Origin of the sequence: Mesorhizobium sp. M1066 (genome assembly GCF_040318635.1) — a bacterium.
Taxonomy (GTDB): Bacteria; Pseudomonadota; Alphaproteobacteria; order Rhizobiales; family Rhizobiaceae; genus Mesorhizobium.
Genome location: NZ_JAMYMR010000009.1, coordinates 36,481 through 61,875 on the forward strand (window position 1 = coordinate 36,481; position 25,395 = coordinate 61,875).

Consider the following 25,395-nt stretch of genomic DNA (forward strand, 5'->3'; position numbering starts at 1 on the left):
CGCCACATCGCCTGGAGCCGGTTTGACCGTAAATTATGTCCGCTTCCGGGCAACATCGCGTGATGTGGAATATCCAGCACCCGCGCCGATATAGCGCCGGAACGCCTCCGGACCAGCCCCGGTAAAGAAATCATCAGCCTTGCCGGTTGCGGCCACCAACCCATTGTCGACAAACACCATGTGCTCGCCGATGCGGCGTGCATCCTCGGGCTGGTGGGTGACAAATAGCACCGTCATGGCGCGTTCGGCATGAACGGCAGCAACCAGATCCAGCATCTCGTCGCGCAAAGCGGGTCCGAGCGAAGCGAAGGGCTCGTCGAGCAGCAACACCGGTCGGTCGCGCACCAGCACGCGGGCCAGTGCGACGCGCTGGCGTTCGCCCCCGGAGAGCTCGCGCGGCAGGCGTTTCTCCTTGCCCGCGAGACCGGTGCGCGCAAGCGCCTCGGCGACCGCGGCGCGGTCCGCCTCGGTCAGTCCCAGGGAGGGCGAGCGGCCGAGCCCGACATTCTGCTCGACGGAAAGATGCGCGAAGAGATTGTTCTCCTGGAACACCATCGACACCGGCCGCGCCGAGGCCGGCTCGGTGCTGACATCGGCCCCGCCGATCAGCACGCGGCCCGATTGTGGGGTCTCGAAGCCGGCGACCAGATTGAGCAGTGTCGACTTGCCCGAACCGCTCGGACCCATGATGGCGGTGATCTTCGCCGTGGCGAACTCGACGTCGAAGACAAGTGGCGCATCGCCATAGCTGCCATAACTGAACGACACATTGTCCAGCCGCACCGGCGCGCCCTTTTCGAGCCTGTTGGCCGCCCTCTCACGCATCGCGGACCTTCTCCCTTCCCAGCCAGTGCGCCGCCACGATCAACGCGAGACAGACGAAGCCGAGCAGCAGTGCCAGGCCGGCGGCATCCTCGGTGCGGTAGCTGCCCATCCGTGCCAGAAGAAGGTAGGGCAATGTCTGCACGGAATCACTGCCGAACAGGGCAATGACACCGAGATCGCCGAGCGACAGCGCCATGGCGAAAGCAAAGGCCGTGGCGAGCGGTCGCCGCAGCGATGGCCAGTCGACCAGCATCAGCCGGTTCCAGCCCGCAATGCCGAGCAGTGCGCAGAGCCGTTCGTGACGCTCGCTCGCCGCATCATAGGCGGGACGCACGGCGCGCAGGGCGAACGGCATCGCCATCACCGCATTGACGGTGACGACCATGACCGGGGCGATGGCGAAGACATCGCCGGCATGGCGCAGCAAGAGGAACCAGCCGGCGCCAACGACGATCGGCGGCACGACAAGGACAAAACCGGCGCCTGTATCGGTGGCGCGTTCGAGCAGTGTCTTTGCGCCGGCACGGCGGTTCAGCGCCAGTGCCCGCCGCGCCATGGTCAGCGCCAGCGACAGCATCACCGAAAGCAGCGCCGACAGGAAGGCGAGCGCCGCGCTGGTCAGCGTTGCCTGCCGGACAGTGGCCTCGCTGGCCAAACGGCCGAGGTCCGCACCCAACCCGGCCACCACGGTTGCCGCCATCGGCCCTACGACGAACAGCAGCGCCAGGATGATGACTAGCGCGTTCAACCAGGTCTCGCTCCGATTGACCGAGAGATAGCGGCGTTGCGCGACCGGCAAATTGGTGTCGCCGACCACATTGGCGCCCAGGCGCGTCAGGGTCAGCACAACGATAAAGGTCAAGGCGATCTGCAACAGCGTCAGTGTAACGGCCCGCGCGGGATCGAAATCGAAGCGCAGCGCCTGGTAGATGCCGACCTCAAGCGTCGTCGCGGCCGGCCCGCCGCCGAGCGTCAGCACGATGGTGAAGGATGTGATGCAGAGCATGAACACCAGCCCGGCGACGCCGGGTAGTGCGGCGCGCAGCGTTGGCCATTCGATCAGCCGGAACGCCGGCCGCGCCGCCATGCCGAGCTGGCTCGCCAACCGCCATTGGTCGGCCGGTATGGTCTGCAGCGCCTCGAGGAACAGCCGCGTCGCCAGCGGCAGGTTGAAGAAGACATGGGCGACGAGGATGCCGGACAGGCCATAGATGCCCGGCCAGCTTCCCCCGCCGATCATGGCAAACACGCCGGCGAAATAGCCGGCGCGGCCATAAAGCGCCAGTATGCCGAGTGCCGCAACGATGGCCGGCAGCGCCAGCGGGACGGCGAAGAGCTGCAGGATGAAGGCGCGGCCAAAGAAGCGTGGATGCCGCGACAGCGCGCGCGCCACGAACAGTGCCGGTACGACCGAAAGCAGCGTCGACAGCGCTGCTTGCCAGAGCGTGAAGCGCACGACGCGCAGGAGATAGGGATCGAAGGTCGACCAGGCGCCCGAGAAATCATGGGCGCCTTCGAAAAGCAGACCGGCAAAAGCGCCGCCGATCAGTAGCGCGATTGCAGCGAGCGCGAGGGTGCCAGCGGTGATGCGGGGGTCAGACGCGCGTTGCACGCTGGACCACCATTCTTTCCATCGCGGCAATTACAAAGGATTGCGTTCCTTGGCGGCCCCCTCTGTCCTGCCGGACATCTCCCCCTCCAAGGGGGAGATCGGCCGCCACCCATGCTTCTGCTAGTCTCCAACGTTGCCGGACTATAACCAGCAACGACGCTGCCAATCTCCCCCCTTGAGGGGGAGATGGCCGGCAGGCCAGAGGGGGGTGGAGTGGCGCGAACATCAAAAGAACTCGCAAGCCTACTTGCTCATCACCGCCAGCCACTCATCGACCCAGGCCTTGCGGTTGGCGGCGACCTCTTGCGGGCTGAACAGCAAGGTCTTGGTCGGCTTGACCAGTTTGTCGAAAGCCGGGTTGAGCGGTTTGTCGGTCTTGCCGGCCGGGAACATCCAGTTGGTTTCGGGGATGGCATCCTGGAACTTCGGTCCAGTCATGAAGGCCATGAACTTCGCCGCCAGCGGATTCTTGGCCCCCGTCGTGGTGATGCCTGCCACCTCGATCTGCAGATACTCGCCCTCTTCGAACGAGGCCGCCTGGTAACGCTCGGTGTTCTCGGCGACCATATGGTAGGCTGGCGAGGTCGTGTAGGACAGCACCATCGGCGCCTCGCCCTTGGTGAACAGGCCGTAGGCCTCGCTCCAGCCCGGCGTCACGGTCAACACCTTCGCCTTGAGCTTGGCCCAGGCCTCCGGCGCCTTGTCGCCATAGACCGACTTGACCCACAAAAGCAGGCCGAGGCCCGGCGTCGAGGTGCGCGGATCCTGGATGACGATCTTGTCGTCGGCGCTGCCTTCGACCAGTTCTTTCAGGCTCTTCGGCGGGCTCTTCAGCTTCTCGGTGTCGTAGACGACAGCGAAATAACCGTAGTCGAACGGCACGAAAGTGTCGTCGCTCCAGCCACCCGGCACAGTGACATCCGCCACCGCGCTATGCGGCGCGAACAGGCCTGTGGCCTTGGCATCGGCGGTCAGATTGGTGTCGAGACCGAGCACGATATCGGCCTTGGTCGATGCGCCCTCCAGTCTGACGCGGTTGAGCAGCGCGACGCCATCGGCAACCGAGACGAACTCGACATCGCAGCCGCATTCGGCCTCGAATTCCTTCTTCACCACGGGACCCGGACCCCAGTCGGCGGTGAAGCTTTCATAGGTGTAGACGGTGAGCTTGTCCTTGGCCAAGGCCGGCCCGGACAGGACCACGGTCACGGCTGAGACAAGAGCGTATAAAAGCGTGCGCATCGGCGCCTCCTTCGTTCGAATTAAAAGGAATTGAGGCGTCGGACTGTCCGAAACGTCTAATCCCTCCGCCGGTACAAACCGGATCAGGTTCAGCGGGTTGGCGAGACTGCCTCTCAGCCGGTCCGCGAAGATCGCGTCCGGCACCCCGTTAGAGCGTTTCGACACATAGGCCGGGCCGATCCCCCATGCAAGTGGGAGTTTGCCGCCTTCCGTTTCCCGTGCCGGGCTGGTAAGGGCCACACGATATGAGCACATTCACCATCCTGCTTGGCGGCGATCTCATCCGCACGCCACGGCTCGACCGTCAGGTCGAAGGCTCCCGCGTCATCGCCGCCGACGCCGGCATCGGCCATGCGCGGCTGCTGGATCTCGTGCCGGAACTGTGGGTGGGCGATTTCGATTCGGTGCCGGCCAACCTGCCTGACGATCTCGCTGCCGTGCCGCGCCGGACCTTCCCTGCGGAGAAGGACAAGACCGATGGCGAACTGGCCATCGCCGCCGCACTCGAGCGCGGCGCGACTCGCCTGGTGCTCGCCGGCGCCTTTGGCGGCAGGCGCGCCGACCACGCTTTTCTGCATCTAGCGCTTGCCCTGCGGCTGGCCGAGGCCGGGACTGATGTGCTCCTGACCAGCGGCGCTCAGGAAGGCATCCCGCTGCTGCGCGGAACGGCCGGCTTCGACTATGCCGATGGCACGCTGTTTTCGGTGCTCGGCTTTTCCGAGCTCGCCGGCCTGACCGTCACCGGCGCCAAATGGCCGCTGAACCACGTCAAGGTGGCGTTCGGTTCGTCGCTGACCATCTCCAACGAGGTCAAGGGCCGCCTCGAAATCGCACTGGACCATGGCCGCGCGATGCTGCTCGCTCATCCCTATCCCTTACCTGAAAGCTGACATGGCCCCGCCTCTTCTCAACCTCGACGGGATAAAACTGACCTTCGGCGGCACGCCGCTGCTCGACGGCGCCGCCTTGACGGCTTCGGCCGGCGACAAGATTGCACTGGTCGGCCGCAACGGGTCGGGCAAGTCGACCCTGCTGAAGATCGCCGCTGGCCTGATCGAGCCGCAGGACGGCGAGGTGTTCCGCCAGCCTTCGGCAACTATCCGCTATTTGCCGCAGATGCCCGACATGGAGGGCTTTGCGACTGTCCGCGCCTATGTCGAGGCCGGGCTTGGCCCTGCCGACGATCCCTACCGCGCCAGCTATCTGATGGAGCATCTCGGACTGTCGGGTGAGGAACGTCCGAACGACCTGTCGGGCGGCGAGGCGAGGCGCGCCGCCCTTGCCCGCGTCATGGCGCCCGAGCCCGATATCCTGCTGCTCGATGAGCCGACCAACCATCTCGACCTCTCGGTCATCGAATGGCTGGAAGAGGAACTCATCCGCACCTCCTCGGCACTGATCGTCATCTCGCACGACCGCCGCTTCCTCGAACGCGTGTCGCGCGCCACCATCTGGCTCGATCGCGGCCAGACCCGCAGGCTGGACAAGGGCTTTGGCCATTTCGAGGAATGGCGCGACCTGGTCCTGGAGGAAGAAGAGCGCGAGCAGCATAAACTCGGCCGCCAGATCGTTCGCGAAGAGCATTGGCTGCGCTACGGCGTGACGGCGCGGCGCAAGCGAAACATGCGCCGGCTCGGCGAGTTGCAGACCATGCGCCAGCGTTTTCGCGGCCATCGCGGTGCCGAAGGGTCGGCGACCATGGTGGCGAGCGACGCCGCCGAGTCCGGCAAGCTGGTGATCGAGGCGAAAAACATCGAAAAGAGCTTTGGCGATCTCACCGTGGTCAAGGGGTTTTCGACCCGCATCCAGCGCGGCGATCGGGTTGGCCTGGTCGGGCCGAACGGCGCCGGCAAGACGACGCTCTTGAAGATGCTGACCGGCGAGATGAAGCCCGACGCCGGTTCGGTGCGGCTCGGCACCAATCTGGAGATCGCCACGCTCGACCAGAAGCGCGAGGCGGTCGACCCGCAGGAGACGCTGGCGCAATATCTCACCGACGGGCGCGGCGAGAACCTCGTCATCAATGGCGAGCAGCGCCACGTCGTCTCCTACATGAAGGATTTCCTGTTCAAGCCGGAGCAGGCACGCACCCCGGTGCGCGAGTTGTCCGGCGGAGAACGGGCACGGCTCTTGCTGGCGCGGGTGCTGGCGCGGCCGGCAAACCTTCTGGTGCTCGACGAGCCGACCAACGATCTCGATATGGAGACGCTGGAACTGCTGCAGGAACTGGTCGCCGGCTTTGCCGGCACCGTCATCCTGGTCAGCCACGACCGCGATTTCCTCGACCGCACCGTGACCAGCCTGATCGCGCCGGATGGTGAAGGCCGCTGGATCGAATATGCCGGCGGCTACTCCGACATGCTGGCGCAGCGCGGCGGCACCAGGCTGGACGACCGCAAGGCGCGCGCGAAGGCCGAAAACGGCGAGGCGCCAGTGACGACCAGAAGTGAAGCGGCCGCGCCAAAGGGGCCGGCGAAGAAACTGTCGTTCAAACAGAAATTCGCGCTGGAATCGCTGCCCAAGAAAATCGAGGCTGTGACGGCTTCGATCTCAAGGCTGGAGAACAACATCGCCGATCCGGCCTATTACGAGCGCGACCCGGCCTCCTTCCAGAAAACCATCGCCGCCCTCGACAAGGAGCGCGCCACGCTGGCGGCGCTGGAGGAAGAGTGGCTGGAACTGGAGATGCTGCGCGAGGAGATGGAAGGGTAAGGGATTGTGTGTGAACTTTTATGCGCCTATAGTATGCGCATAAAAGAGAGCGATTTCCATGCTTCAATCGACACCAAAACCTCAACGGCAATCCGTCAACACGTCCATTGATTCTCAATTGGTCAATGACGCCAAAGCGTTGGGCATCAACATTTCCCGCGCCGCCGAGGCGGGGATCGCGAAAGCGATTACGGCGGAAAAGACGCGTCGATGGCAAGAGGAAAACAAAGAAGCCATTGAAAGCTCCAATGAATATGTCAGGCGCAACGGACTGCCATTGGCCAAATACCGGCTGTTTTGATGGCACGTTACGATCTTTATCGGAATGCTGAAGGCGGCGGCTATTTTCTCGATGTTCAGTCCGACCTTCTTGAAGGACTGAGCACAAGAGTCGTCATTCCGTTGATGCCGCCCAACATAGCCCCGGTTCCGGGCCGCCGACTAAATCCAACCTTCGCTATCGATGGCAAAGATCATGTAATGGTCACGCAGTTCATGTCAGCCTTGATGGCCTCTGAATTGCCGGATGCCGAGGGAAATCTCTCCCGGCACCACGACGACATCGTCGCCGCGCTCGATATGTTGTTCCAGGGCTTCTGAGTCAACGAGGCGTCGGGCCGGCTTCCTTCTCAGCCCGCCGTCTTCGCCTGCCAGGCCTTGATTGCCTCGTCGAACACCTTCTCGCCGGGAATGCCCTTTTCCATGGTCAGCAGTGCCCGCCGTCCGGTCTTGTAGACGACCGGTACGTCGATCCAGTCCTGGCCGCGAAGCAGGGTCATGTTGGCGTCTTCGTCGGCCTTGGTATCGTTTAGCGCGACGAGGAAGAAGCCGTCGGCGATCTTGGCCGGAATGCCGATCAACGGGCTGCCGGCATCCTGCTCCGAACCCTTCATGGCGACGCGCAGGATGTTGTCGACACCGCCGCCCTCGAAACCGTCGGGCGTCAGGAAGATCATCTCGATGATATGGCTGGCCGGCAATGTCTGGTCGGTGTTGCGGCGAATGGTCATGCGCAACTGGATGTCCTTGCCGGGAATGGTGGCCTCGGCGCGGATCGCCGGCTCCGGCGGCAGGTCGCCACCGGGCGATTCCTGCACCAGCGACCAGACGATGTTGCCGGGCTCGGCGGAACCCTGGGCGGTGCTGGTGCGCTCCTCATAGAAGATCGCCTTCTGGCCGACAGGCAGAGCGGCTTCCGCAGGCGCAGCTGCCGTGGCGGGCGGCGCGGCGCCGGCCGGTGCGGTCGGCGTGCCGGCAGCATCGGCTGGCGCTGCCGGGGCAGCTCCGTTGGCAGGCGGTGTTGCGGGGGCGGCACCTGTAGCGGGGGGCGCTGCCGCGGCAGGTGTGCCTGCGGCCGGAGCGGAAATCGCCGGTGCGTTCGTCGCCGAGGGCGGCGTGGTCAGCGCGGCGACCGATTCGCCTTCGCCGATGCCGCTTTGGCCACCGGCCGGACCCGGGTCGACTTCACTGCCCTGCGGCGTCAGCCGCTGCGTGAATTTCGTGCTTTCGGCTTCCGTGCCGCCAGCCGCGGGCGCCGGAGGCGTTGCCGCGGCATCGGTTGCCGGCTTGGCAGGCGCTGGTTTCACCGGCTCGGTCTTGGCGACCTGATTGCCGCCAAGCCCAAGCATTTTGCCGAAGGCATCCTTGTTCAGCCAGATTCCGTAGCCGCCGCCGGCTACGACCAGAAGAGCGACGAGGGCCGCGATCAGCCCACCATAGCTGCGCTTGCGCTCGGCGGGACGCAGGCGCTGAAAGGTGTCCGACACCGGCTCTTCGTCGCTGGAAAAGACATCGGCCTCGTCCTCCTCCTCGTCGGCATCCATACCTGGAAGAGGCGTGTCGGCGCGAACCAGCTGGGAAGGCGCCGGCGTCGCCCTTTGCCAGCTCGGCTCGACCTTGGCGGCAGGTGGTGGCGCGGGCTGATAAGATTCAGGCTTTGCAGCGGGCGGTGCCGGCCAGGCTGATTCGGCCTTGGCCGGCTGCCGTGTATGGCTCGGCTGATTCTTGTTGCGATCGATCGACGAAAAGATGTGTTCCAGCTCCGCCAGCGGATCGGTCTCCGGCAGGCTCTTGACATAGTCCCGCTCGACACTCGCGATCGCGTCTTCCAGCGAACGCATCTGTGTGGCTATGGCTTCGGCGGCCGGCGGCGGCGAATATTCCTCAAGCTTCTTCGCCAGCATGGTGCGAACGCTGGCATAGATGCGCGTACGCTTTTCCGGCGTCTCGTCACCATGCTTGCCGAGCGCCTTTTTCAGAATAGCAACGTAATCTGCCATGCTTCAGTCGACCTGTATTTTGTTTCCGCGCCGGCCCCCGCAAATCGGCCGCGATGCCCGGAAAGGCTTCAGAAACTAGTCTTGAAACGGATCGGTCACAAGTATCGTGTCGTCCCGTTCGGGGCTGGTGGAAAGGAGTGCGACCGGGGCGCCGATCAGCTCTTCGATGTAGCGGACGTATTTGACGGCCTGGGCCGGCAGATCGTTCCAGCTGCGCGCGCCGGCAGTGGTGCCTTTCCAGCCCTCGAGCGTCTCGTAGACCGGCTCGACACGTGCCTGCGCGCCCTGGCTGGCCGGCAGATAATCGATCATCTCGCCGTCGAGACGATAACCTGTGCAGACCTTGATCTCGTCCAGCCCGTCGAGCACGTCGAGCTTGGTCAGCGCGATGCCCTTGATGCCGTTGACAGCGACGGCCTGGCGTACCAGCACCGCGTCGAACCAGCCGCAGCGGCGCTTGCGGCCGGTGACGACGCCGAATTCATGGCCGCGCGTGCCGAGGAATTCGCCGACCTCGTTCTTCTGCTCGGTCGGGAACGGACCCTCGCCGACGCGTGTCGTATAGGCTTTGGTGATGCCGAGCACATAGCCGATAGCGCCTGGGCCGACGCCGGAGCCGGCGGCAGCCTGTCCGGCAACCGTGTTCGACGAGGTCACGAATGGATAGGTGCCGTGGTCTATGTCAAGCAGCGTGCCCTGCGCGCCCTCGAACAGGATACGTTCGCCGGCCCGGCGCTTGTCGTCGAGGATTTTCCAGACCCGGTCCATATAGGGCAGGATGTCGTCGGCGACCGAGGTCAGTTCCTGCATGATCGCGTCATGCGTGACTTCCGCATGGCCAAGCCCCCGACGCAGCGCATTGTGGTGCGTCAGCAGCCTGTCAACCTTCACGGGCAGTGTTTCCAAATCCGCCAAGTCCATCACCCTGACCGCGCGCCGGCCCACCTTGTCCTCGTAGGCGGGGCCGATGCCACGACGGGTCGTGCCAATCTTCGTCCCGGAATTGGATGCGGCGTCCTCACGGAATCCGTCCAGCTCCCGATGCAGGGACAGGATAAGCGCTGTGTTTTCGGCTATTTTCAGGCGATCCGGTGCCACTTCGACACCTTGCGCCTTGAGCTTCGCCACCTCGGCGACGAAAGCGTGCGGGTCGAACACGACGCCATTGCCGATGATAGACAGCTTGCCCTGGCGCACGACGCCCGACGGAAGCAACGACAGCTTGTAGACCTTGCCGTCGACGACCAGCGTATGGCCGGCATTGTGGCCGCCCTGGAAACGCACCACGACATCGGCCCGCTCCGACAGCCAGTCGACGATCTTGCCCTTGCCTTCGTCACCCCACTGCGAGCCGACGACCACCACATTGGCCATGTTTCTTTTCCCTTGAGACGCCGCCAAGCGGCTTGAATATGGTTCGAAACGACAGGCCTCTATAACGTCAAGACCTCGCGAGCGCGACCTTTCTTTGCCGTCGAAAATGCCCTGAGGCACAACAATTTTCGGCTTTGACATCATTTACTTGGGCGAGCGAGGGCAATAGGCCGGCAAACACCGCAGCTCCGGCGACTGGAATCCCGCGATGCATCGAAGCGCCTACATATTCCTGCTGCTCACCACCTTGCTCTGGGGCGGAAATTCGGTGGCCGGCAAGCTGGCGGTCGATCACGTCTCGCCGATGACGCTGGTCTTCCTGCGCTGGGTTCTGGCCGTGGCGATCATGCTGCCCATCGGCTGGAAGACCATCCAGAAGGACTGGCCGGTCGTCCGCAAGCACTGGTTCGTGCTGGTCGCCCTCGGCGCCAGCGGCTTCACCCTGTTCAACACCATCTTCTACACGGCGCTCAACTACACGACAGCGATCAATGTCTCGATCGAACAGGCGGCGATGCCGATCCTGATCATGACTGCCAATTTCGTCTTCTTCCGCCTGCGCGTGAACTGGGCTCAGATTGTCGGCGTCGTGCTGACCATCGCCGGCGTGATCCTCACCGCCTGCCATGGCGACCCGCGCCGGCTGTTGACGCTGGAACTCAATTTCGGCGACGCCATCATGCTGGTCGCCGTGTTTCTCTACAGCGGCTATTCGGTCGGACTGCGGTTGAAACCGGTGATGCATTGGCAAAGCCTGATGCTGGCCCTGTCGGTTGCCGCACTCGTCACCTCGTTGCCGTTCTTCCTGTGGGAGGTCGTCGCCGGGAACGTCATCATGCCCGACGCGCGCGGCTGGACCGTCATCGTCTATACGGCGATCGGCGCCTCCGTCGTTTCGCAGATCTTCTACATCAGAGGCAACGAACTGATCGGCGCCAACCGCGCCGGCCTGTTCATCAATCTGGTGCCGATCTTCGGCACGCTGCTGTCGGTGCTGATCGTCGGCGAGACGTTCCACCTCTATCAGGCATTGGCTTTGGTGCTCGTGCTGGGCGGCATCGGGCTTGCCGAATACAGCGGGCGCAAGATGGCGTTGGCGGACCAACGCGGATGACATGTGGCGGCTGACGCCCTCCGCCGTCGCGGCAATTCACGCGAACGGCCTGGACTTTGCCAATGGCCGCGGAACGGCGGCATAAACCCTGCCGCGTCCCAACTTGGAACATTTCACCTCCAGCGGAGTTTGAACGGCAGGGAGGCGACATGATGAGCCACAACCCTCGCAGCACGGCAAGCATCGCTGGTCACCCTATCCATCCTATGCTGATTCCGTTTCCGATTGCTTTTTTCGTCGGCACCTTCGTTTGCGATCTTATCTTCTGGCGAACAGCCGATCCCGGATGGGTCACCGGATCGCTCTGGCTTCTCGGCGCAGGCCTGATCATGGCAGCCCTGGCTGCGCTTGCTGGCCTGACGGATGTTCTCGGCGATGTTCAGATCCGCAATCTCACGACGGCATGGCTCCATGCCGGCGGCAATGTACTCGTCGTGTTGATCGAGCTTTACAACTGGTACTCGCGGTATGCGGGCGGAGCGGCGGCCGTGATGCCAACCGGCTTCGTCCTATCGCTGATCGTGGTTCTCATCCTGCTGTTTACGGGCTGGAAGGGCTGGGAACTGGTCTACCGACATCGCGTGGCTGTCTCCGATGGCTCGGACGAGTTGACCTGAACCGGCCGCCGCGGCGGCCGGCATCAACGAGGGCGACCGCCTGTCCTCGATCACATCGCGTTGACGTCGAACTGCAGCCGCTTGGCCGAGTCGATGGACTTATGCGCCTTGACCTTTTCCAGCACGGCTTCCGGGAACGGCGCGTCGAGATAGAGCAGCGCTATGGCATCGCCGCCCGGCCGGTTGCGGCCGAGCTGGAAGTTGGCGATGTTGACGCCATTCTCGCCGCAGACAGTGCCGAGCAGCCCGATAATGCCCGGCGCGTCGGCATTGGTGGTGTAGAGCATGTGCTGGCCGACCTCGGCATCGAGATTGATGCCCTTGATCTGGATGAAGCGTGGCTTGCCATCCGAGAAGCATGTGCCGGCGATCGAGCGCGTCATGTGCTCGGTCTTCACGGTCAGCTTGATATAGCCGTCGAAGACGCCCGACTTGTCGCGCTTGACCTCGGCGACAATGATGCCGCGCTCCTTCACCATGATCGGCGCCGACACCATGTTGACGTCCGAGACCTGAGGCCGGATCAGCCCGGCGAGTGCGGCGCTGATCAGCGCGCGCGTGTTCATCGTCGCGGTCGAGCCGTCGAACAGGATCTCGACCTCCTTGATCGGATCCTCGGTGACCTGGCCGACGAAGGCGCCGAGCACCTCGGCGAGCTTGACGAAGGGCTTCAGCCGCGGCGCCTCCTCGGCGGTGATCGACGGCATGTTGATGGCGTTGGAGACGGCGCCCTTGATCAGATAGTCGGCCATCTGCTCGGCAACCTGCAGCGCGACATTCTCCTGAGCCTCCGTCGTCGAGGCGCCGAGATGTGGCGTCGCCACCACATTCTCCATGCCGAACAGTTCGTTGTTCTCGGCGGGTTCGACCTCGAAGACGTCGACGCCGGCGCCGGCCACCTTGCCGCTCTTCAGCGCCGCGATCAGGTCGGCCTCGACGATCAGACCGCCGCGTGCGCAATTGATGATGCGCACGCCCTTCTTCATCTTGGCGATCGCCGCGGCATCGATGATGTTGCGCGTCTTGTCGGTCAGCGGCGTGTGCAGGGTGATGAAATCGGCGCGGGCGAACAGTTCGTCGAGCTCGACCTTGTCGACGCCAAGCTCCTCGGCACGGCTGTCCGACAGGAACGGATCAAAGGCGATGACGTGCATCTTGAGGCCAACGCCGCGCGTCGCGACGATCGAACCGATGTTGCCGCAGCCGATGACGCCCAGCGTCTTGCCGGTGATCTCGACGCCCATGAATCGGTTCTTTTCCCATTTGCCGGCATGGGTCGAAGCGTTGGCTTCCGGTATCTGGCGGGCAAGCGCAAAGATCATCGCCACCGCATGTTCGGCTGTCGTGATCGAATTGCCGAACGGCGTGTTCATCACGATAATGCCCTTGCGGCTTGCCGCCGGGATATCGACATTGTCGACGCCGATGCCGGCGCGGCCGATGACTTTGAGATTGGTAGCGGCGTTGATCAGCTTTTCGGTGACCTTGGTCGCCGAGCGGATGGCGAGGCCATCATACTGGCCGATCACTTCGGCGAGCTTTTCCTTGTCCTTGCCGAGATCGGGCAGATAGTCGACCTCGATGCCACGATCCTTGAATATCTGCACGGCGGTGGGGGAGAGTTTGTCTGAGACGAGAACGCGGGGCGCCATGGCGGCCTCCTTGAAATGGATTTGATCCTGATGGGAATGGGCGGCCCGAAGGCCGCCGCGAATGATCTCAGGCCGCCGCTTTGAGCGACGCCTTCTGCGCGGCGAAGGCCCAGTCGAGCCAGGGCAGCAGCGCTTCCAGATCCGACGTCTCGACCGTCGCGCCGCACCAGATGCGCAGGCCGGGCGGTGCGTCGCGATAGGCGCCGATATCGTAGGCGACGCCTTCCTTGTCGAGCACCGACACCAGCCCCTTGGCGAAAGCCGCCTGCCCGTCGGCGTCGAGCGCGGACACGTCCGGGTCGGTGAAGGACAGGCAGACGGACGTGTTCGACCGTGTCGCCGGCTGGACGGCGAGATGGCCGAGCCAGGAGGATTTGCCGACAAAGCGATCGAGGACCGCCGCATTGGCATCCGCCCTGGCGATCAGCGCGTCGAGGCCGCCGGTCGACTTCGCCCAGTTGAGCGCATCGAGGTAATCCTCGACGCACAGCATCGAGGGGGTGTTGATGGTCTCGCCCTTGAAGATGCCTTCGATCAGCTTGCCGCCCGAGGTCAGGCGGAAGATTTTCGGCAGCGGCCATGAAGGCTTGTAGGTCTCCAGCCGCTCGACGGCGCGAGGCGACAGGATCAGCATGCCGTGAGCGCCCTCGCCGCCCAGCACCTTCTGCCAGGAGAACGTGACGACATCGAGCTTTTCGAAGTCGAGCCTCTGCGCGAATGCGGCGGAAGTCGCATCGCAGACGGTCAGGCCCTTGCGGTCCGCGGGAATGAAATCGCCGTTCCGCACGCGCACGCCCGACGTGGTGCCGTTCCAGGTGAAGACCACATCGCGGTCGAAATCGATCCTGGTAAGATCAGGCAGTTCGCCGTAGCCGGCTTCGATCTTGCGCACATCGGCGAGCTTCAACTGCTTGATCACGTCGGTGACCCAGCCGGAGCCAAAGCTCTCCCAGGCGACCATGTCGACGCCGCGCTCGCCGAGCAGCGACCACAGCGCCATCTCGACGGCGCCGGTGTCCGACGCCGGCACGATGCCGATGCGGTAGTCCGCCGGAACCTGGAGAATTTCCCGCGTCAGCTCGATCGCTTGTTCGAGCTTGGCCTTGCCGATCTTGGCGCGGTGGGAACGGCCGAGCGCAGCATTACTTAGCGCCTCGACCGACCAGCCGGGGCGTTTTGCGCAGGGACCTGAGGAAAAATTGGGGTTTGCCGGACGGAGTCCGGGCTTCGTATGCGTCGTCATCGTGGTCTATCCTTCCAGATAGTGGCCCCTCGTTGGGGAGGGGTGGCCCACGGACGGCGATATGCGTTCAGGCTTCGGGCGTCAAGAGGAAAGTTTTTGTCGCTGGCGGGATACCGGCGATCTTTGATCAGGATGTCGTGACTTCAAACGCAAACGGCGGACCCCGAAGATCCGCCGTCTGTGTTTTCGGTCAGCCCAAACCTGCTACCAGAGATCGTAGCGCAGCCCGACCTTGACCTGATGATAATCGATGCCGTTTTTGAATACAGGATTGCCGACATCGTCTGCTGTCACGTATTTCGCGGAAGGCAGAGCCGTGTATTGATAGCCGACATCGACTGCAACATTCTTGCTGACCTGATAAGCAAAGCCAGCGCCGAGCGTGTAGGCGAAGCTGAACTGCTTCTCCGACTGCGTCGTCCCGTCATAGCCGTTTGGATCGTCGCATTCAAAGATGGTCGTGGTTGTGCCTGATGTTGTCGATGAATTCTGACAGTTGCGAGCGCCTTCAGCGTACTTGTAGGTGCTGTACGCTATGCCGACACCGCCTCCGACATAGGGCGTGAAGCCGACATAAGTGCCCAGATCGACAAACGCGCTGGCCATTACATCGTAGGCCTTGTTGTTGCCGTCGTTGGAGCCTTCGCACCCGCGGGTGCTTGGGCCGGCGAATACGCTTGTACTACCGCCGCTGGTGACACTCACCGTCTGCGTTCCATCGCAAGTACTGTCGAATTTGCTGGCGAATTTGCTTGTCGGCAGCAGACCGAAGTTTAATTCACCGCGGAAATAATCGTTGAAATGATAGCCCATACCTATCGACCCAGACAGCGGGCTGGTGTCCGTTACCAAACCAGCCGGAGTTTCCGAAAACTCATAGGGCTTGTTGAAGGCATAGCCGAGGTCGCCGCGCAGATACCAGCCGGAACCGACCTCAACCGGCACATAGTCGGGCGCCTGGTCGACATAGATCGGCGGATCGTAGTCGGCCGCGTGCACGGGCGTCAGCGGCAAGAGGGCTAATGCGCCAAGCGCCAGCGCCATACGCGATGTGAGTGTCATGGTCCCCAACTCCCGAATTTGGCGCCGCCAGCAATCGCAACGGCAGCCATCGTTTCAAGGAGCATTGTTAACCATAGTGGTTAAGTGCCGGTTAAGGCTAACAGAACGTTAGCGAATTCATTCCGGCAGAATTTTCATTCCGGGCAGCTCAAACGAAAACCGCCCGGTCGATGCCGGGCGGTTCGCGAAATTTCAAGTAATGCTGGTGTTACTTGGTGTAGATCGGCTCGGGTTCGGGCTGGTAGGCAACGACCGGAGCGGCGCAACCATTGTTGCCACCGAACTGGTAACGCAGGCCACCGCGCACTTCGTGTGTGTTGATGCCACGGTCGAAGCCGGGACCGGAGCTGGTGATGTTCCAGTCGAACATGCGGCCGCCCTGAATATGGGAGAAGCGGTAGCCGGCATCGAGAATGATCTTGTCGGTCAGGCAGTACGAAGCGCCGGCCATCAGACCGTAGGCGAAACGCCAGCTTGATCTGCCGGGATTGAACTCGGTGGTGTTCGGGTCGTAGACATCATCCCACTTGACGCGGGCGCCGCCGATGCCGGCGCCAACGTAAGGCGTGATGCCATGGTAGGTGCCGAGATCGACATAGGCGTTGGCAAGCAGCAACAGGGCGCTCATCTTCGACACTTCGGTCGATGTTCCGTTGATATCCGAGGTGCCGCCGTTGAAGTTCGACTTGAACCAGTAGTCGGCGGTCAGGTCGGTCCGGAAGTGGTCGTTGATCTTGTAACCAACGCCGGCACCGAGCGAGAAACCGCCCTTGAGCTTGCCGAAATCGAAACTTCTGGTGCCGGGCGTAACCGTACAGTTACAGGGATCGACGGTGTAGGTCATATAGTCGATGCCGCGCACGGTCGACTTGTGATAGTCGATGTCGCCGCGGATGTACCAGCCGCCGACCTCGACCGGCTGCTCGTAGACAGCCTGAGGCGGAGCCTCTTCGACCATCGGTTCCACCAGGTCGGCTGCGAACAACGGTCCTGCCAGCCCTGCGAACAATAAGGCGAGCAGGACCTTTCTTGCTGTCTTGAACATGCTTGTCACCCCTGAGAAGCTCGGAACGGCGAACCCGCCCGAAATGCGATTGGCTTTCAGTCGTGGATAATGAATTGCAAAGGTTAAAAGGCGTTTAACCCTGTTGCTTAACCACGAATCTCGAAACTTCGAGGAACCGGGCGCGATTTCCGGAGGTCGGAATCGACCGCCCGGCCAACGAAAAAGCCCGCCGGAAAGGCGGGCTCTGAACTGGCGAAGGTGTGCGTGCCGGGCGCTGGGGTCAGGCGGCGCTGCGCGTTTCCGAGATGACTTCCACGATGCCATTGACCACGGATTCGACAAGTTGCGGGTCGTCGCCTTCGGCCATCACGCGGATCAGCGGTTCTGTCCCTGATGGCCGGATAACCAGCCGTCCGGTCTTGCCGAGGCGGTTACGGGCGTCTTCGATGGCGGCCTTGACCGGCGCCTCCTCAAGCGGCTTGCCGCCGGAAATGTGGACGTTCTTCAGGAGTTGCGGCACGGGTTCGAATTTCTTCGACAGTTCGCTGACCGGCCGCCCCTGCCGCTTGATGCAGGCCAGCACCTGCAGCGCCGAAACCAGGCCGTCGCCGGTGGTCGAGAAATCCGACAGCACGATATGGCCCGACTGTTCGCCGCCGACATTCAAGCCATGCGCGCGCATATGCTCGACGACATAACGGTCGCCAACCTTGGTGCGGTGCAATTGCAGCTTCATGCCGCCGAGGAAGCGCTCGAGGCCGAGATTGGACATTACCGTCGAAACGACGCCGCCGCCCGCAAGCCGCCCGCTCTGGTGCCAGGATTCGGCGATCAGCGCCATGATCTGGTCGCCATCGACGATCGCGCCGTTTTCATCGACGATGACGACGCGATCGGCGTCGCCGTCGAGCGCGATGCCGATGTCGGCGCGCACTTCGTGCACCTTCTTTTGCAGGCCGGCCGGATGGGTCGAGCCGCATTCCTTGTTGATGTTGAAGCCGTTGGGCTCGACATTGATGGCGACGACTTCGGCGCCCAGTTCCCAAAGCGCCTCGGGCGCCACCTTGTAGGCCGCGCCATTGGCGCAATCGACGACGATCCTCAAGCCCGCGAGCGACATCGAGCGCGGCAAGGTGCGCTTGGCGAATTCGATGTAGCGGTCATGCACGCCGTCGACGCGCTTGGCGCGGCCAAGCCCGTCGGAATCGGCGAGCGCCAGTTCGATATCCTTGTCGAGCATGCTCTCGATGCGCTCCTCGATTTCGTCGGAGAGCTTGTAGCCGTCGGGTCCGAACAGCTTGATGCCGTTGTCGTAATAGGGGTTGTGCGAGGCCGAGATCATGACGCCGATATCGGCGCGCAGCGAACGCACCAGCATGGCGACAGCCGGAGTCGGGATCGGGCCGAGCAGGAACACGTCCATGCCGGCGGCACAAAGACCGGCGACCATGGCATTCTCGATCATATAGCCGGAAAGCCTGGTGTCCTTGCCGAGCACGACACGATGACGATGGCTGCCGCGCTGGAAGGAAAGGCCGGCGGCCATGCCGACCCGCATCGCGATTTCCGCGGTCATCGGAAACTTGTTGGCGCGCCCGCGAATGCCGTCCGTGCCGAAATAATTCCCTGCCATGCCAGTCAGCTTCCTCGACGTTTTTTCCCCGGCACGTCATGCCACAATTGGCCAGGGCGCTATGATCACATTGTGTGATTATACGTTACCAATCCTTAGAAAACCATTGTTGTGCACTGCACACACGTGGCCGCAACCTGACATGCCCAGACTGCCATGCTGCAATATACAAGTCATTCGAGCCTTTCAGCGCGGATGCATCAGGAAAATCTTGCTCTCAACCAGGCAACGGACAACGATTTCATCACCTTATCGGGAGAAGCCGGTTTTCGGCGATATATACGCCACTTAGCATCTGGCGCAACCGGCCGTTGAGCGTTATTGATTTGCAGGGACGTATCATGGGCTGCTGCAACGGAGAAACGCTATGCTCATCCACCGACTTGCCACTTTGACCGGCCTCGCCGTCGCGACCTTGTTCCTGGCCGCGCCAGCCAACGCACTGACGATGGCCGAGTGCAGCACGAAGTATAACGCCGCCAAGGATGCGGGGACACTTGCCGGAGCGACCTGGAATCAGTTCCGCAAGGCTCAATGCGGCACCGATGCCGCGGCAACCACCGACGCCAAGCCAGCCGACACCAAGAAGGCCGCGGAAACGAAGCCGGCCAAGGCTGCCAAGGCTGCCGCCGCGACGGACGACAGCACAGCCAAGGGCCTGACGGCGAAGGAATGCAGCACCAAATACCAGGCGGCGAAAGCTGCCGGCACGCTGAACGGCATGAAGTGGAACGACTTCCGCAAGTCCGAATGCGCCGCCGGTGCATCCGCCGCTGCCGCCGCCAAGCCGGCAGCCACCAAGGCAGCCGCGGCTCCCGCCGACGGCAAGGGCCTGAGCATGGCCGAATGCAGCACCAAGTATCAGGCTGCCAAGACGGCCAACACGCTGAAAGGCATGAAGTGGAACGACTTCCGCAAGGCCGAATGCGGTACCGGCGCCTCGGATGACGACACGGTGCCGGCCGCCGACGAGGCGAGCTACACCAAGGAGCCGGCAAAGCCGACCACGGCCGCACCCAAGGGCGTCACTTTCCCGTCCGCGATCTCGGCGAAATATGCCAGCGAGACCCCCGGAAAAGGCCGCATGCACACTTGCCTCGACCAGTACTATGCCCTCAAGGACGCCAATGCGCTTGGCGGCCTGAAGTGGATCCAGAAGGGCGGCGGCTTCTACAGCCTGTGCAACGCCAAGCTGAAGAGCTGATCGCTTAGCCATAGTCTCCGAACAAAGGCCCGCGCATCGCAAGATGCGCGGGCCTTTTTTGTTGCGCGAAGACGTACACTGCCTTGCTCGCATCTGCATGTCGCCGGGCTGCCGGCATCATCAATTCGCCTACACTGCCCACCGCCAACCTCATCGGTAGTCCATAAAGATTCTGTTGAACATATAAAGAACAAACCATATACAAAAAGACGTCAAACTTATTATCAACCAGGAGGGTCTTATGCACAGTTTGAAATTGGCGGTATTGGCTGCGACCGCGTTTGTCGCTTGGAGCGTCGCCCCCGCAAGCGCACTGACGATGAAGGAATGCGGCGAGACCTATCGAACAGCCAAGGAGGGCGGCACTCTGAACGGCATGGACTGGACGGCTTTTCGCAAGGAGAAGTGCGCGACATCAGCAGCGGACAGTGTCAGCGAGGATACGGTCAAAACCGAGCCGCAGACGAAAACGGAAACCAGCGCGTCGGTCGCCCCCACTGTAGCGCCCGCGGGCGTGACATTCCCGACCACGCTGGCCGCCGAGTTCAAGACCGAAAAGCCCGCGAAGGCGCGCATGAAGACCTGTCTCCAGGGCTACCATGGCAACAAGGACGCGGGCACGTTGAACGGCCTTCGCTGGATCCAGAAGGGCGGCGGTTATTACAGCCTGTGCAATGCCAAGCTGAAGAGCTGAGCGACAAGACATCTGAAGAAGAGAAGGCCTGCGAACCGCAGGGTTCGCGGGCCTTTTTGTTGCCTTCGAGGGCACGCCCGCGGCGACGTTGCCAATCTCCCCCCTTGCGGGGGAGATGTCCGGCAGGACAGAGGGGGTGCTGTCCCGCCGACCAGTCAACAGTCACAGCCCACGCCTTCACCGATTACGGATAAAGAAAGAACGGGATTAATTGGAAGGGTAGGCGATCCTTCACACCCCGCTCTGCCCTGCCGGGCATCTCCCCCGCAAGGGGGGAGATTGGCTATCACCTAGGCTTTCGCCAATCGTCACCGTCGCAGATGCGAGGTCGCGGACAACTCCTCCCCAACGCCAAAAACAAAAAACGCCGCGGAGCAAGCCGCGGCGTTCGATGAAATCAGTGGTCAAGCTCAGCTCGATGGCTGCGGTTCCATGCCGCCTTCGGGCTCCGGCCCCTTCTTGCGGCGGCCACCGGACTTCGGCACGGCCGAGCCACGGCTCGGCGGCGTATCGTCGCCAAGGTCGCGCGCCGGCTTGTGGCCGGCGATCAACTGCTTGATCTCCTCGCCGGACAGCGTCTCGTATTCCAGCAGGCCCTGCGCCAGCGCGATCCATTCCTTCTTCTTCTTGGTCAGGATGGACTTCGCCGATGAGTAGGCCTCGTCGATCAGGCGGCGTACTTCGGCATCGATGATCTGCGCTGTCTCTTCCGAGACGTTCTGCGTGCGTGCCACCGAATGGCCGAGGAACACTTCTTCCTGGTTGTCGCCATAGGCGACATGGCCGAGCTTGTCGGAAAAGCCCCAGCGCGTGACCATGGCGCGCGCCAGTTTGGTCGCCTGCTCGATATCCGAAGAGGCACCCGAGGTGATGTTTTCCTTGCCGAACTTGAACTCCTCGGCGACACGGCCGCCCATCATGATGGCGAGCCGCGAGATCATGTATTTGTAGCTCATCGAATAACGGTCGCCTTCGGGCAACTGCATGACCATGCCGAGCGCGCGACCGCGTGGGATGATCGTGGCCTTGTGCAGCGGATCGGCCGATGGCACGTTCAGCGCAAGAATGGCGTGGCCTGCCTCGTGGTAGGCGGTCAGCTCCTTCTCGGCCTGCGTCATGGCCGACGAGCGGCGCTCGGCGCCCATCATGATCTTGTCCTTGGCGTCCTCGAATTCGGCCATGGTGACGAGGCGCTTGTTGCGCCGTGCCGCCATCAGCGCGGATTCGTTGACAAGGTTCATCAGGTCGGCGCCGGAAAAGCCCGGCGTACCGCGCGCGATCACCTTGAGATCGACATTGGGCGCCAGCGGCACGTTGCGCACATGCACCTTGAGGATCTTCTCGCGGCCGACGATGTCGGGGTTCGGCACCACGACCTGGCGGTCGAAGCGGCCTGGCCTGAGCAGTGCCGGATCGAGCACGTCGGGCCGGTTGGTGGCAGCGATTAGGATGATGCTTTCGTTGGATTCGAAGCCGTCCATCTCGACCAGCAGCTGGTTCAGCGTCTGCTCGCGTTCGTCATTGCCGCCGCCGAGGCCGGCGCCGCGATGACGGCCGACAGCGTCGATTTCGTCGATGAAGATGATGCAGGGCGCGTTCTTCTTGGCCTGGTCGAACATGTCGCGGACGCGGCTTGCACCGACGCCGACGAACATCTCGACGAAGTCGGAACCGGAAATGGTGAAGAACGGCACATTGGCTTCGCCGGCAACCGAGCGGGCGAGCAGCGTCTTGCCGGTTCCCGGAGGGCCGACGAGCAGCACGCCGCGCGGAATCTTGCCGCCGAGCCGCTGGAATTTCTGCGGATCGCGCAGGAACTCGACGATCTCTTCCAGATCTTCCTTGGCTTCGTCGACGCCGGCAACGTCCTGGAAGGTGACGCGGCCATGCGCTTCGGTGAGCAGCTTGGCCTTCGACTTGCCGAAGCCCATGGCGCGACCGGAGCCGGACTGCATCTGGCGCATGAAGAATATCCAGACGCCGAGGATGAGGATCATCGGCAGCCACGAGATCAAATAGCCGAACAGCGAATTGGAACCGTCCGTTTCAGGCCGCGCATTGATGGTGACGTTCTTGTCCTGCAGCCGCGAGACCAGCGAAGGATCGCCGGGCGAATAGGTCTGGAAGCCGCTGGCATTGTCGGTGTAGGTGCCGCTGATACGGGCGCCCGCGATGGTCACCGTCTTGACCCGGCCCGCCGCGACATCCTGCAGGAACTGCGAATAGGGCACATCGCTGGAAGCCCCTCGCGTCTGCGGCGTCTGGAACAGATTGAACAGGGCTATGAGCAGGACCGCTATGATCGCCCAGAGCGCGAGGTTGCGATAGTTCGGATTCATCAATTGTCCCGTTGGCGTCCGCAGGGCGGACACGCGTCATGAGAGGAAACTTGCGCCTAACATAGGGAGAGCACCTCCCCTTGCCAAGCATAACAGCACGTCTGGGTTAAGCTTTCGCGCACCATCAGCCGGCACTATGGCCGCTGAAAGGCAAGGGCGGGACCGGGGCCGCGCCAATCAGCCCGGCGACGGCCTGCGCCGGCGCCAGGTCGAAGGACGGCAGGAAGCGGGCAAAGGGGGTAACGACCGGCCGCACTTCCATCATCGCCGACTTCAGCCCATATCCAGGCAAACCAAGGCATTCCCCGGCGTGCCACAACGCCGGTTCGGCCGCGAGCGCCCCGCGCATCAGGCTCGGCGGGGTTTTTACTTCGCCCGTCGCCAGCCGCTTCGCCGCTGCAGGGCCCAAGGGGGCAATCAACAATACGCTGCTGCTGTCGTTCAATGTGATGCGCCGGCGGCCATCCCACAGGGTGCTGCCGGTGGCGGCGGCGGCGGACAGGCCGCGCGCCTCGCGGCGCAGGAAGATGCCGGAGCGCCGGGAATCGACAACCGTCCGCGACAATGTGGCGCAAAGAAATCCCGCCTTCAGCCGACCGAACAGAGCCTCGCTGCGGGCCTGATCCGGCAGGAAGGCAACCCCGCCGGTCGTGGCCAGCAGGATGCGCAACGCATAGACAGCCGCTCGCTCGTCGCCGGCGGTCAACAAGCCTGGATCAAGGCGAACGAGCCCGCGAACCGGCTGGGCCGCGAACCCGCCGATCAAGCTTGCGGCAGCGAGGCCGAGTTGACTGCGCGCACGGCCCTCATGCGCGGCCAGCGCCAGCGCATCATCGACACGCCGCGCACCGTTGCTCTTGGCAAGGGCCGCCCGCATGCGCGGCCGCTCGAAAGCCGCGTCGACATTGGTCGGGTCGTCGGCCCAGCCGACATTTTGACGGCGCAGGAAATCGCGCAGTGCCGCGCGCCGCAACCCGAGAAGCGGCCGAACGATCCACGCGCGCCAGTCATACAGGGTGGCCGGCGCCATCCCGGCAAGTCCCCGGCCTGCCATTTCGGCATGGCCTTGGCCCTCGTCCCGCGCCAATCCTTCTGCGCGCGCTTGCCGCATCAGCACCGTCTCCGCCTGATCGTCGGCGGTATGGCCGGTAAGGATCATGCCGACGCCTTCGGCCTGTGCCGCTTCGGCCAGAAGCCGGTAGCGCGCCTCGCGAGCGGCGGCGGGCAGGCCGGTCGATGGCTTGGGGCCCGACCATGTCAGGATGCGATGTGAAATTCCGAGTCTGGCGCACAGCTTCGCCACTGTTTGCGCTTCCGCAGCCGAACCGGACCGCAAACCGTGGTCGATCGTCACCGCCAGCAGCCTGGTTGCCGGCGCCGTGCGGTCGAGATGGTGTTTGAGAAGAAGAAGCAGGGCGGTCGAGTCGCTGCCGCCGGACACGGCCGCAACAGCGCCGCTGGTAAAATCGATATGCGAAAAAGGGTTAGTCGAAAGGTCCGGCTCGGTGTCGAGCATAATGCATGTCGCCCAAAAGTGATCCCGGTTTCAGGACAACGACATGTATGACAAGGATCAGCAGGCAGCCAGAGCCTTCTCCTGCTTGACGCGTTCCTTGAGCGCGCTGGAAATATCAGGGTAGCGCTTGCCGACCTCGCTGAAGGTGGCGCAGGCAACGTCGTGCTGCTTGAGGCCGACCAGCGACACGCCGAGCTTCAGCAACATGTCGGGAGCTTTCTTGGCCTTGGGGTAATCCTTGCTGGCGGCAAGGAACGTTTCGGCCGCATCGCGGTATTTCTGCTGGCCGAGCAATGACTCGCCCAGCCAGTAATGCGCGTCCGCCGCCTTCGCATCCCTGGGGAAGCGGGCGATGTGGTCGCGAAAACCCTGCTCGGCGGTGCCGTAGTCGCCCGAGAGGATGAACTGGTAGGAGTTGCGGTAGAGCTCCTCCGGGTTATTGGTGGCGGGCAACGCCGCGACCACCGTATCGGATTTGCCGGCCTTGGGCGCCGCCCCGGCGACTGGCGCGGTGTCCTGCGCCGGCGCGGTCGATTGTGTGTTGCCGCCGGCATCGATGACATTGCCGTTCTTGTCGACCGTGATGGTGCCGAAATTCTTTTCCGGCGCTCCGGTACCGGGAATAACCTTGCCGGGGTCGCCATCGGGAGATTCGACGATGACGTCCTCGACCGTCTTGCCGCCTGCCGATTGACCGTTGCCGGCCGCGGCGCCGGCATCGGCCGGCGCCCGTATTGCCGGGGCTGTTGCCACGTCGGTGTCGGCGCCGGTGGCGGCGTCCGACTTCTTCTGTGCCGGCGGCTGTCCGCCTTGCGTGCCGCCGCCTTCAAGTTGCTGGAAGCGGAATTCATTGTCTTCCTGCTGCTTGCGGATCTGCTCCTGCATCTGCAGGACCTGGAAATTGAGTTCCTCGATCTTGCCGTTCATCTGCCGCAGCTGCTCTTCCAGGCTGGTGACAGCGGCAGGATCGGACTGCACCAGCTGCACCTGGTCCGGTTTCTTCTTTTGACCAAAGAAGCTGGGCAATTCGATACTGGGAAGATGAAAGGTAAAGCCGCTGTCGGTTGATTGCCCTGTGCCGCTCGCCCCGGTGCCGCTAGCCAGGGCGGTGACGCCTGATAGGAGCAGCAGCGCAAGCGTGCCGCTCAGAACCGATCTCAAATGCATGTGCCTCTCGCAGTGATTTCGTTAGCTTGTTCGCGCCTTCCAATCAGCATGGGACCAGCCAAGCGCCCTCGGCTCATAGCAGGAGCCGAGACTTCGGCCAAATT

Annotated in this window: 21 protein-coding genes and 1 riboswitch; of the genes, 8 read left to right on the forward strand and 13 right to left on the reverse strand. The window is 63.1% G+C overall.

Annotated features, from left to right (window positions below; translation table 11 throughout):
* Nucleotides 1–33: 33 nt before the first annotated feature.
* From thiQ to thiB, 3 genes are all read right to left on the reverse strand, one after another.
* The gene (gene thiQ, locus NKH52_RS14850) at nt 34–825 is read right to left on the reverse strand and encodes a thiamine ABC transporter ATP-binding protein (RefSeq protein WP_128305515.1); all 792 of its coding nucleotides are present in this window, start codon (nt 823–825) and stop codon (nt 34–36) included.
* Complete coding sequence (gene thiP / locus NKH52_RS14855) at nt 818–2,437, reverse strand: thiamine/thiamine pyrophosphate ABC transporter permease (protein WP_352731082.1); 1,620 nt, start codon at nt 2,435–2,437, stop codon at nt 818–820. The genes thiQ and thiP overlap by 8 nt, the downstream gene beginning before the upstream one ends.
* Nucleotides 2,438–2,680: 243 nt before the next feature.
* Complete coding sequence (gene thiB / locus NKH52_RS14860) at nt 2,681–3,679, reverse strand: thiamine ABC transporter substrate binding subunit (protein ID WP_352731080.1); 999 nt, start codon at nt 3,677–3,679, stop codon at nt 2,681–2,683.
* Between the two features lie 43 nt (nt 3,680–3,722).
* Nucleotides 3,723–3,837, reverse strand: a riboswitch (TPP riboswitch).
* Nucleotides 3,838–3,924: 87 nt separating this feature from the next.
* Between thiB and NKH52_RS14865 the strand changes: the two genes are divergently transcribed.
* From NKH52_RS14865 to NKH52_RS14880, 4 genes are read left to right on the forward strand one after another with little or no spacing between them, the layout of a single operon-like run.
* On the forward strand, nt 3,925–4,569 hold the full coding sequence (locus NKH52_RS14865) for a thiamine diphosphokinase (protein ID WP_352731077.1): 645 nt from the start codon (nt 3,925–3,927) through the stop codon (nt 4,567–4,569).
* A 1-nt stretch (nt 4,570) separates the two neighbouring features.
* Entirely contained in the window at nt 4,571–6,391 is a 1,821-nt protein-coding gene (locus tag NKH52_RS14870) for an ABC-F family ATP-binding cassette domain-containing protein (protein ID WP_023814295.1), read from the forward strand.
* A gap of 58 nt (nt 6,392–6,449) precedes the next feature.
* Nucleotides 6,450–6,692, forward strand: coding sequence for a type II toxin-antitoxin system CcdA family antitoxin (locus tag NKH52_RS14875; protein ID WP_352731075.1), 243 nt, complete (start codon nt 6,450–6,452; stop codon nt 6,690–6,692).
* On the forward strand, nt 6,692–6,991 hold the full coding sequence (locus tag NKH52_RS14880) for a CcdB family protein (RefSeq protein ID WP_127297430.1): 300 nt from the start codon (nt 6,692–6,694) through the stop codon (nt 6,989–6,991). Before NKH52_RS14875 ends, NKH52_RS14880 begins: the two co-directional genes overlap by 1 nt.
* A gap of 29 nt (nt 6,992–7,020) precedes the next feature.
* On the opposite strand, the gene NKH52_RS14885 is transcribed toward NKH52_RS14880, so the two are convergent.
* Complete coding sequence (locus NKH52_RS14885) at nt 7,021–8,670, reverse strand: hypothetical protein (RefSeq protein WP_352731072.1); 1,650 nt, start codon at nt 8,668–8,670, stop codon at nt 7,021–7,023.
* Between the two features lie 75 nt (nt 8,671–8,745).
* Nucleotides 8,746–10,044: an adenylosuccinate synthase gene (locus NKH52_RS14890; RefSeq protein ID WP_127267133.1), complete on the reverse strand. Its 1,299-nt coding sequence runs from the start codon at nt 10,042–10,044 to the stop codon at nt 8,746–8,748.
* 208 nt (nt 10,045–10,252) lie between these two features.
* Between NKH52_RS14890 and NKH52_RS14895 the strand changes: the two genes are divergently transcribed.
* Both NKH52_RS14895 and NKH52_RS14900 read left to right on the forward strand, forming a co-directional pair.
* Nucleotides 10,253–11,158 carry a DMT family transporter gene (locus NKH52_RS14895; RefSeq protein ID WP_352731070.1) on the forward strand — a complete coding sequence of 302 codons (906 nt, stop codon included), beginning with the start codon at nt 10,253–10,255 and terminating at the stop codon, nt 11,156–11,158.
* A 152-nt stretch (nt 11,159–11,310) separates the two neighbouring features.
* The gene (locus NKH52_RS14900) at nt 11,311–11,775 is read left to right on the forward strand and encodes a DUF2231 domain-containing protein (RefSeq protein ID WP_352731141.1); all 465 of its coding nucleotides are present in this window, start codon (nt 11,311–11,313) and stop codon (nt 11,773–11,775) included.
* A gap of 50 nt (nt 11,776–11,825) precedes the next feature.
* Here NKH52_RS14900 and serA read toward each other — a convergent pair whose 3' ends face one another.
* The 5 genes from serA to glmM form a co-directional block, all read right to left on the reverse strand.
* On the reverse strand, nt 11,826–13,427 hold the full coding sequence (gene serA, locus NKH52_RS14905; protein ID WP_352731069.1) for a phosphoglycerate dehydrogenase: 1,602 nt from the start codon (nt 13,425–13,427) through the stop codon (nt 11,826–11,828).
* 67 nt (nt 13,428–13,494) lie between these two features.
* The gene (locus NKH52_RS14910) at nt 13,495–14,670 is read right to left on the reverse strand and encodes a phosphoserine transaminase (RefSeq protein WP_352731066.1); all 1,176 of its coding nucleotides are present in this window, start codon (nt 14,668–14,670) and stop codon (nt 13,495–13,497) included.
* A 204-nt stretch (nt 14,671–14,874) separates the two neighbouring features.
* The gene (locus NKH52_RS14915; protein WP_352731064.1) at nt 14,875–15,732 is read right to left on the reverse strand and encodes an outer membrane protein; all 858 of its coding nucleotides are present in this window, start codon (nt 15,730–15,732) and stop codon (nt 14,875–14,877) included.
* 208 nt (nt 15,733–15,940) lie between these two features.
* Nucleotides 15,941–16,777: an outer membrane protein gene (locus NKH52_RS14920; RefSeq protein ID WP_352731060.1), complete on the reverse strand. Its 837-nt coding sequence runs from the start codon at nt 16,775–16,777 to the stop codon at nt 15,941–15,943.
* Between the two features lie 241 nt (nt 16,778–17,018).
* Nucleotides 17,019–18,371: a phosphoglucosamine mutase gene (gene glmM, locus NKH52_RS14925; RefSeq protein ID WP_023811863.1), complete on the reverse strand. Its 1,353-nt coding sequence runs from the start codon at nt 18,369–18,371 to the stop codon at nt 17,019–17,021.
* Between the two features lie 367 nt (nt 18,372–18,738).
* Between glmM and NKH52_RS14930 the strand changes: the two genes are divergently transcribed.
* Complete coding sequence (locus NKH52_RS14930; RefSeq protein WP_352554245.1) at nt 18,739–19,575, forward strand: hypothetical protein; 837 nt, start codon at nt 18,739–18,741, stop codon at nt 19,573–19,575.
* 241 nt (nt 19,576–19,816) lie between these two features.
* Nucleotides 19,817–20,269 carry a hypothetical protein gene (locus NKH52_RS14935; protein ID WP_127297436.1) on the forward strand — a complete coding sequence of 151 codons (453 nt, stop codon included), beginning with the start codon at nt 19,817–19,819 and terminating at the stop codon, nt 20,267–20,269.
* A 410-nt stretch (nt 20,270–20,679) separates the two neighbouring features.
* Here the strand turns inward: NKH52_RS14935 and ftsH are convergent, their stop codons facing one another.
* The 3 genes from ftsH to ybgF all read right to left on the reverse strand — a co-directional run bounded on the left by ftsH (nt 20,680) and on the right by ybgF (nt 25,291).
* Nucleotides 20,680–22,608, reverse strand: coding sequence for an ATP-dependent zinc metalloprotease FtsH (gene ftsH / locus NKH52_RS14940; RefSeq protein WP_023811859.1), 1,929 nt, complete (start codon nt 22,606–22,608; stop codon nt 20,680–20,682).
* 124 nt (nt 22,609–22,732) lie between these two features.
* On the reverse strand, nt 22,733–24,124 hold the full coding sequence (tilS, locus tag NKH52_RS14945) for a tRNA lysidine(34) synthetase TilS (protein WP_352731057.1): 1,392 nt from the start codon (nt 24,122–24,124) through the stop codon (nt 22,733–22,735).
* A 57-nt stretch (nt 24,125–24,181) separates the two neighbouring features.
* A complete protein-coding gene (gene ybgF, locus NKH52_RS14950; protein ID WP_352731054.1) occupies nt 24,182–25,291 on the reverse strand; it encodes a tol-pal system protein YbgF in 1,110 nt (369 codons plus the stop codon).
* Nucleotides 25,292–25,395: the final 104 nt, after the last annotated feature.

Bases quoted from the DNA above. Each gene is read 5' to 3' on its own strand.
- NKH52_RS14865 (WP_352731077.1), top strand. From the start codon at position 3,925: ATGAGCACATTCACCATCCTGCTTGGCGGCGATCTCATCCGCACGCCA.
- NKH52_RS14900 (WP_352731141.1), top strand. From the start codon at position 11,311: ATGAGCCACAACCCTCGCAGCACGGCAAGCATCGCTGGTCACCCTATC.
- NKH52_RS14920 (WP_352731060.1), bottom strand. From the start codon at position 16,777: ATGTTCAAGACAGCAAGAAAGGTCCTGCTCGCCTTATTGTTCGCAGGG.
- NKH52_RS14910 (WP_352731066.1), bottom strand. From the start codon at position 14,670: ATGACGACGCATACGAAGCCCGGACTCCGTCCGGCAAACCCCAATTTT.
- serA (WP_352731069.1), bottom strand. From the start codon at position 13,427: ATGGCGCCCCGCGTTCTCGTCTCAGACAAACTCTCCCCCACCGCCGTG.
- thiQ (WP_128305515.1), bottom strand. From the start codon at position 825: ATGCGTGAGAGGGCGGCCAACAGGCTCGAAAAGGGCGCGCCGGTGCGG.
- NKH52_RS14875 (WP_352731075.1), top strand. From the start codon at position 6,450: ATGCTTCAATCGACACCAAAACCTCAACGGCAATCCGTCAACACGTCC.
- ftsH (WP_023811859.1), bottom strand. From the start codon at position 22,608: ATGAATCCGAACTATCGCAACCTCGCGCTCTGGGCGATCATAGCGGTC.
- NKH52_RS14890 (WP_127267133.1), bottom strand. From the start codon at position 10,044: ATGGCCAATGTGGTGGTCGTCGGCTCGCAGTGGGGTGACGAAGGCAAG.
- tilS (WP_352731057.1), bottom strand. From the start codon at position 24,124: ATGCTCGACACCGAGCCGGACCTTTCGACTAACCCTTTTTCGCATATC.
- NKH52_RS14930 (WP_352554245.1), top strand. From the start codon at position 18,739: ATGCTCATCCACCGACTTGCCACTTTGACCGGCCTCGCCGTCGCGACC.
- NKH52_RS14880 (WP_127297430.1), top strand. From the start codon at position 6,692: ATGGCACGTTACGATCTTTATCGGAATGCTGAAGGCGGCGGCTATTTT.
- NKH52_RS14870 (WP_023814295.1), top strand. From the start codon at position 4,571: ATGGCCCCGCCTCTTCTCAACCTCGACGGGATAAAACTGACCTTCGGC.
- NKH52_RS14915 (WP_352731064.1), bottom strand. From the start codon at position 15,732: ATGACACTCACATCGCGTATGGCGCTGGCGCTTGGCGCATTAGCCCTC.
- NKH52_RS14895 (WP_352731070.1), top strand. From the start codon at position 10,253: ATGCATCGAAGCGCCTACATATTCCTGCTGCTCACCACCTTGCTCTGG.
- ybgF (WP_352731054.1), bottom strand. From the start codon at position 25,291: ATGCATTTGAGATCGGTTCTGAGCGGCACGCTTGCGCTGCTGCTCCTA.
- NKH52_RS14935 (WP_127297436.1), top strand. From the start codon at position 19,817: ATGCACAGTTTGAAATTGGCGGTATTGGCTGCGACCGCGTTTGTCGCT.
- thiB (WP_352731080.1), bottom strand. From the start codon at position 3,679: ATGCGCACGCTTTTATACGCTCTTGTCTCAGCCGTGACCGTGGTCCTG.
- glmM (WP_023811863.1), bottom strand. From the start codon at position 18,371: ATGGCAGGGAATTATTTCGGCACGGACGGCATTCGCGGGCGCGCCAAC.
- NKH52_RS14885 (WP_352731072.1), bottom strand. From the start codon at position 8,670: ATGGCAGATTACGTTGCTATTCTGAAAAAGGCGCTCGGCAAGCATGGT.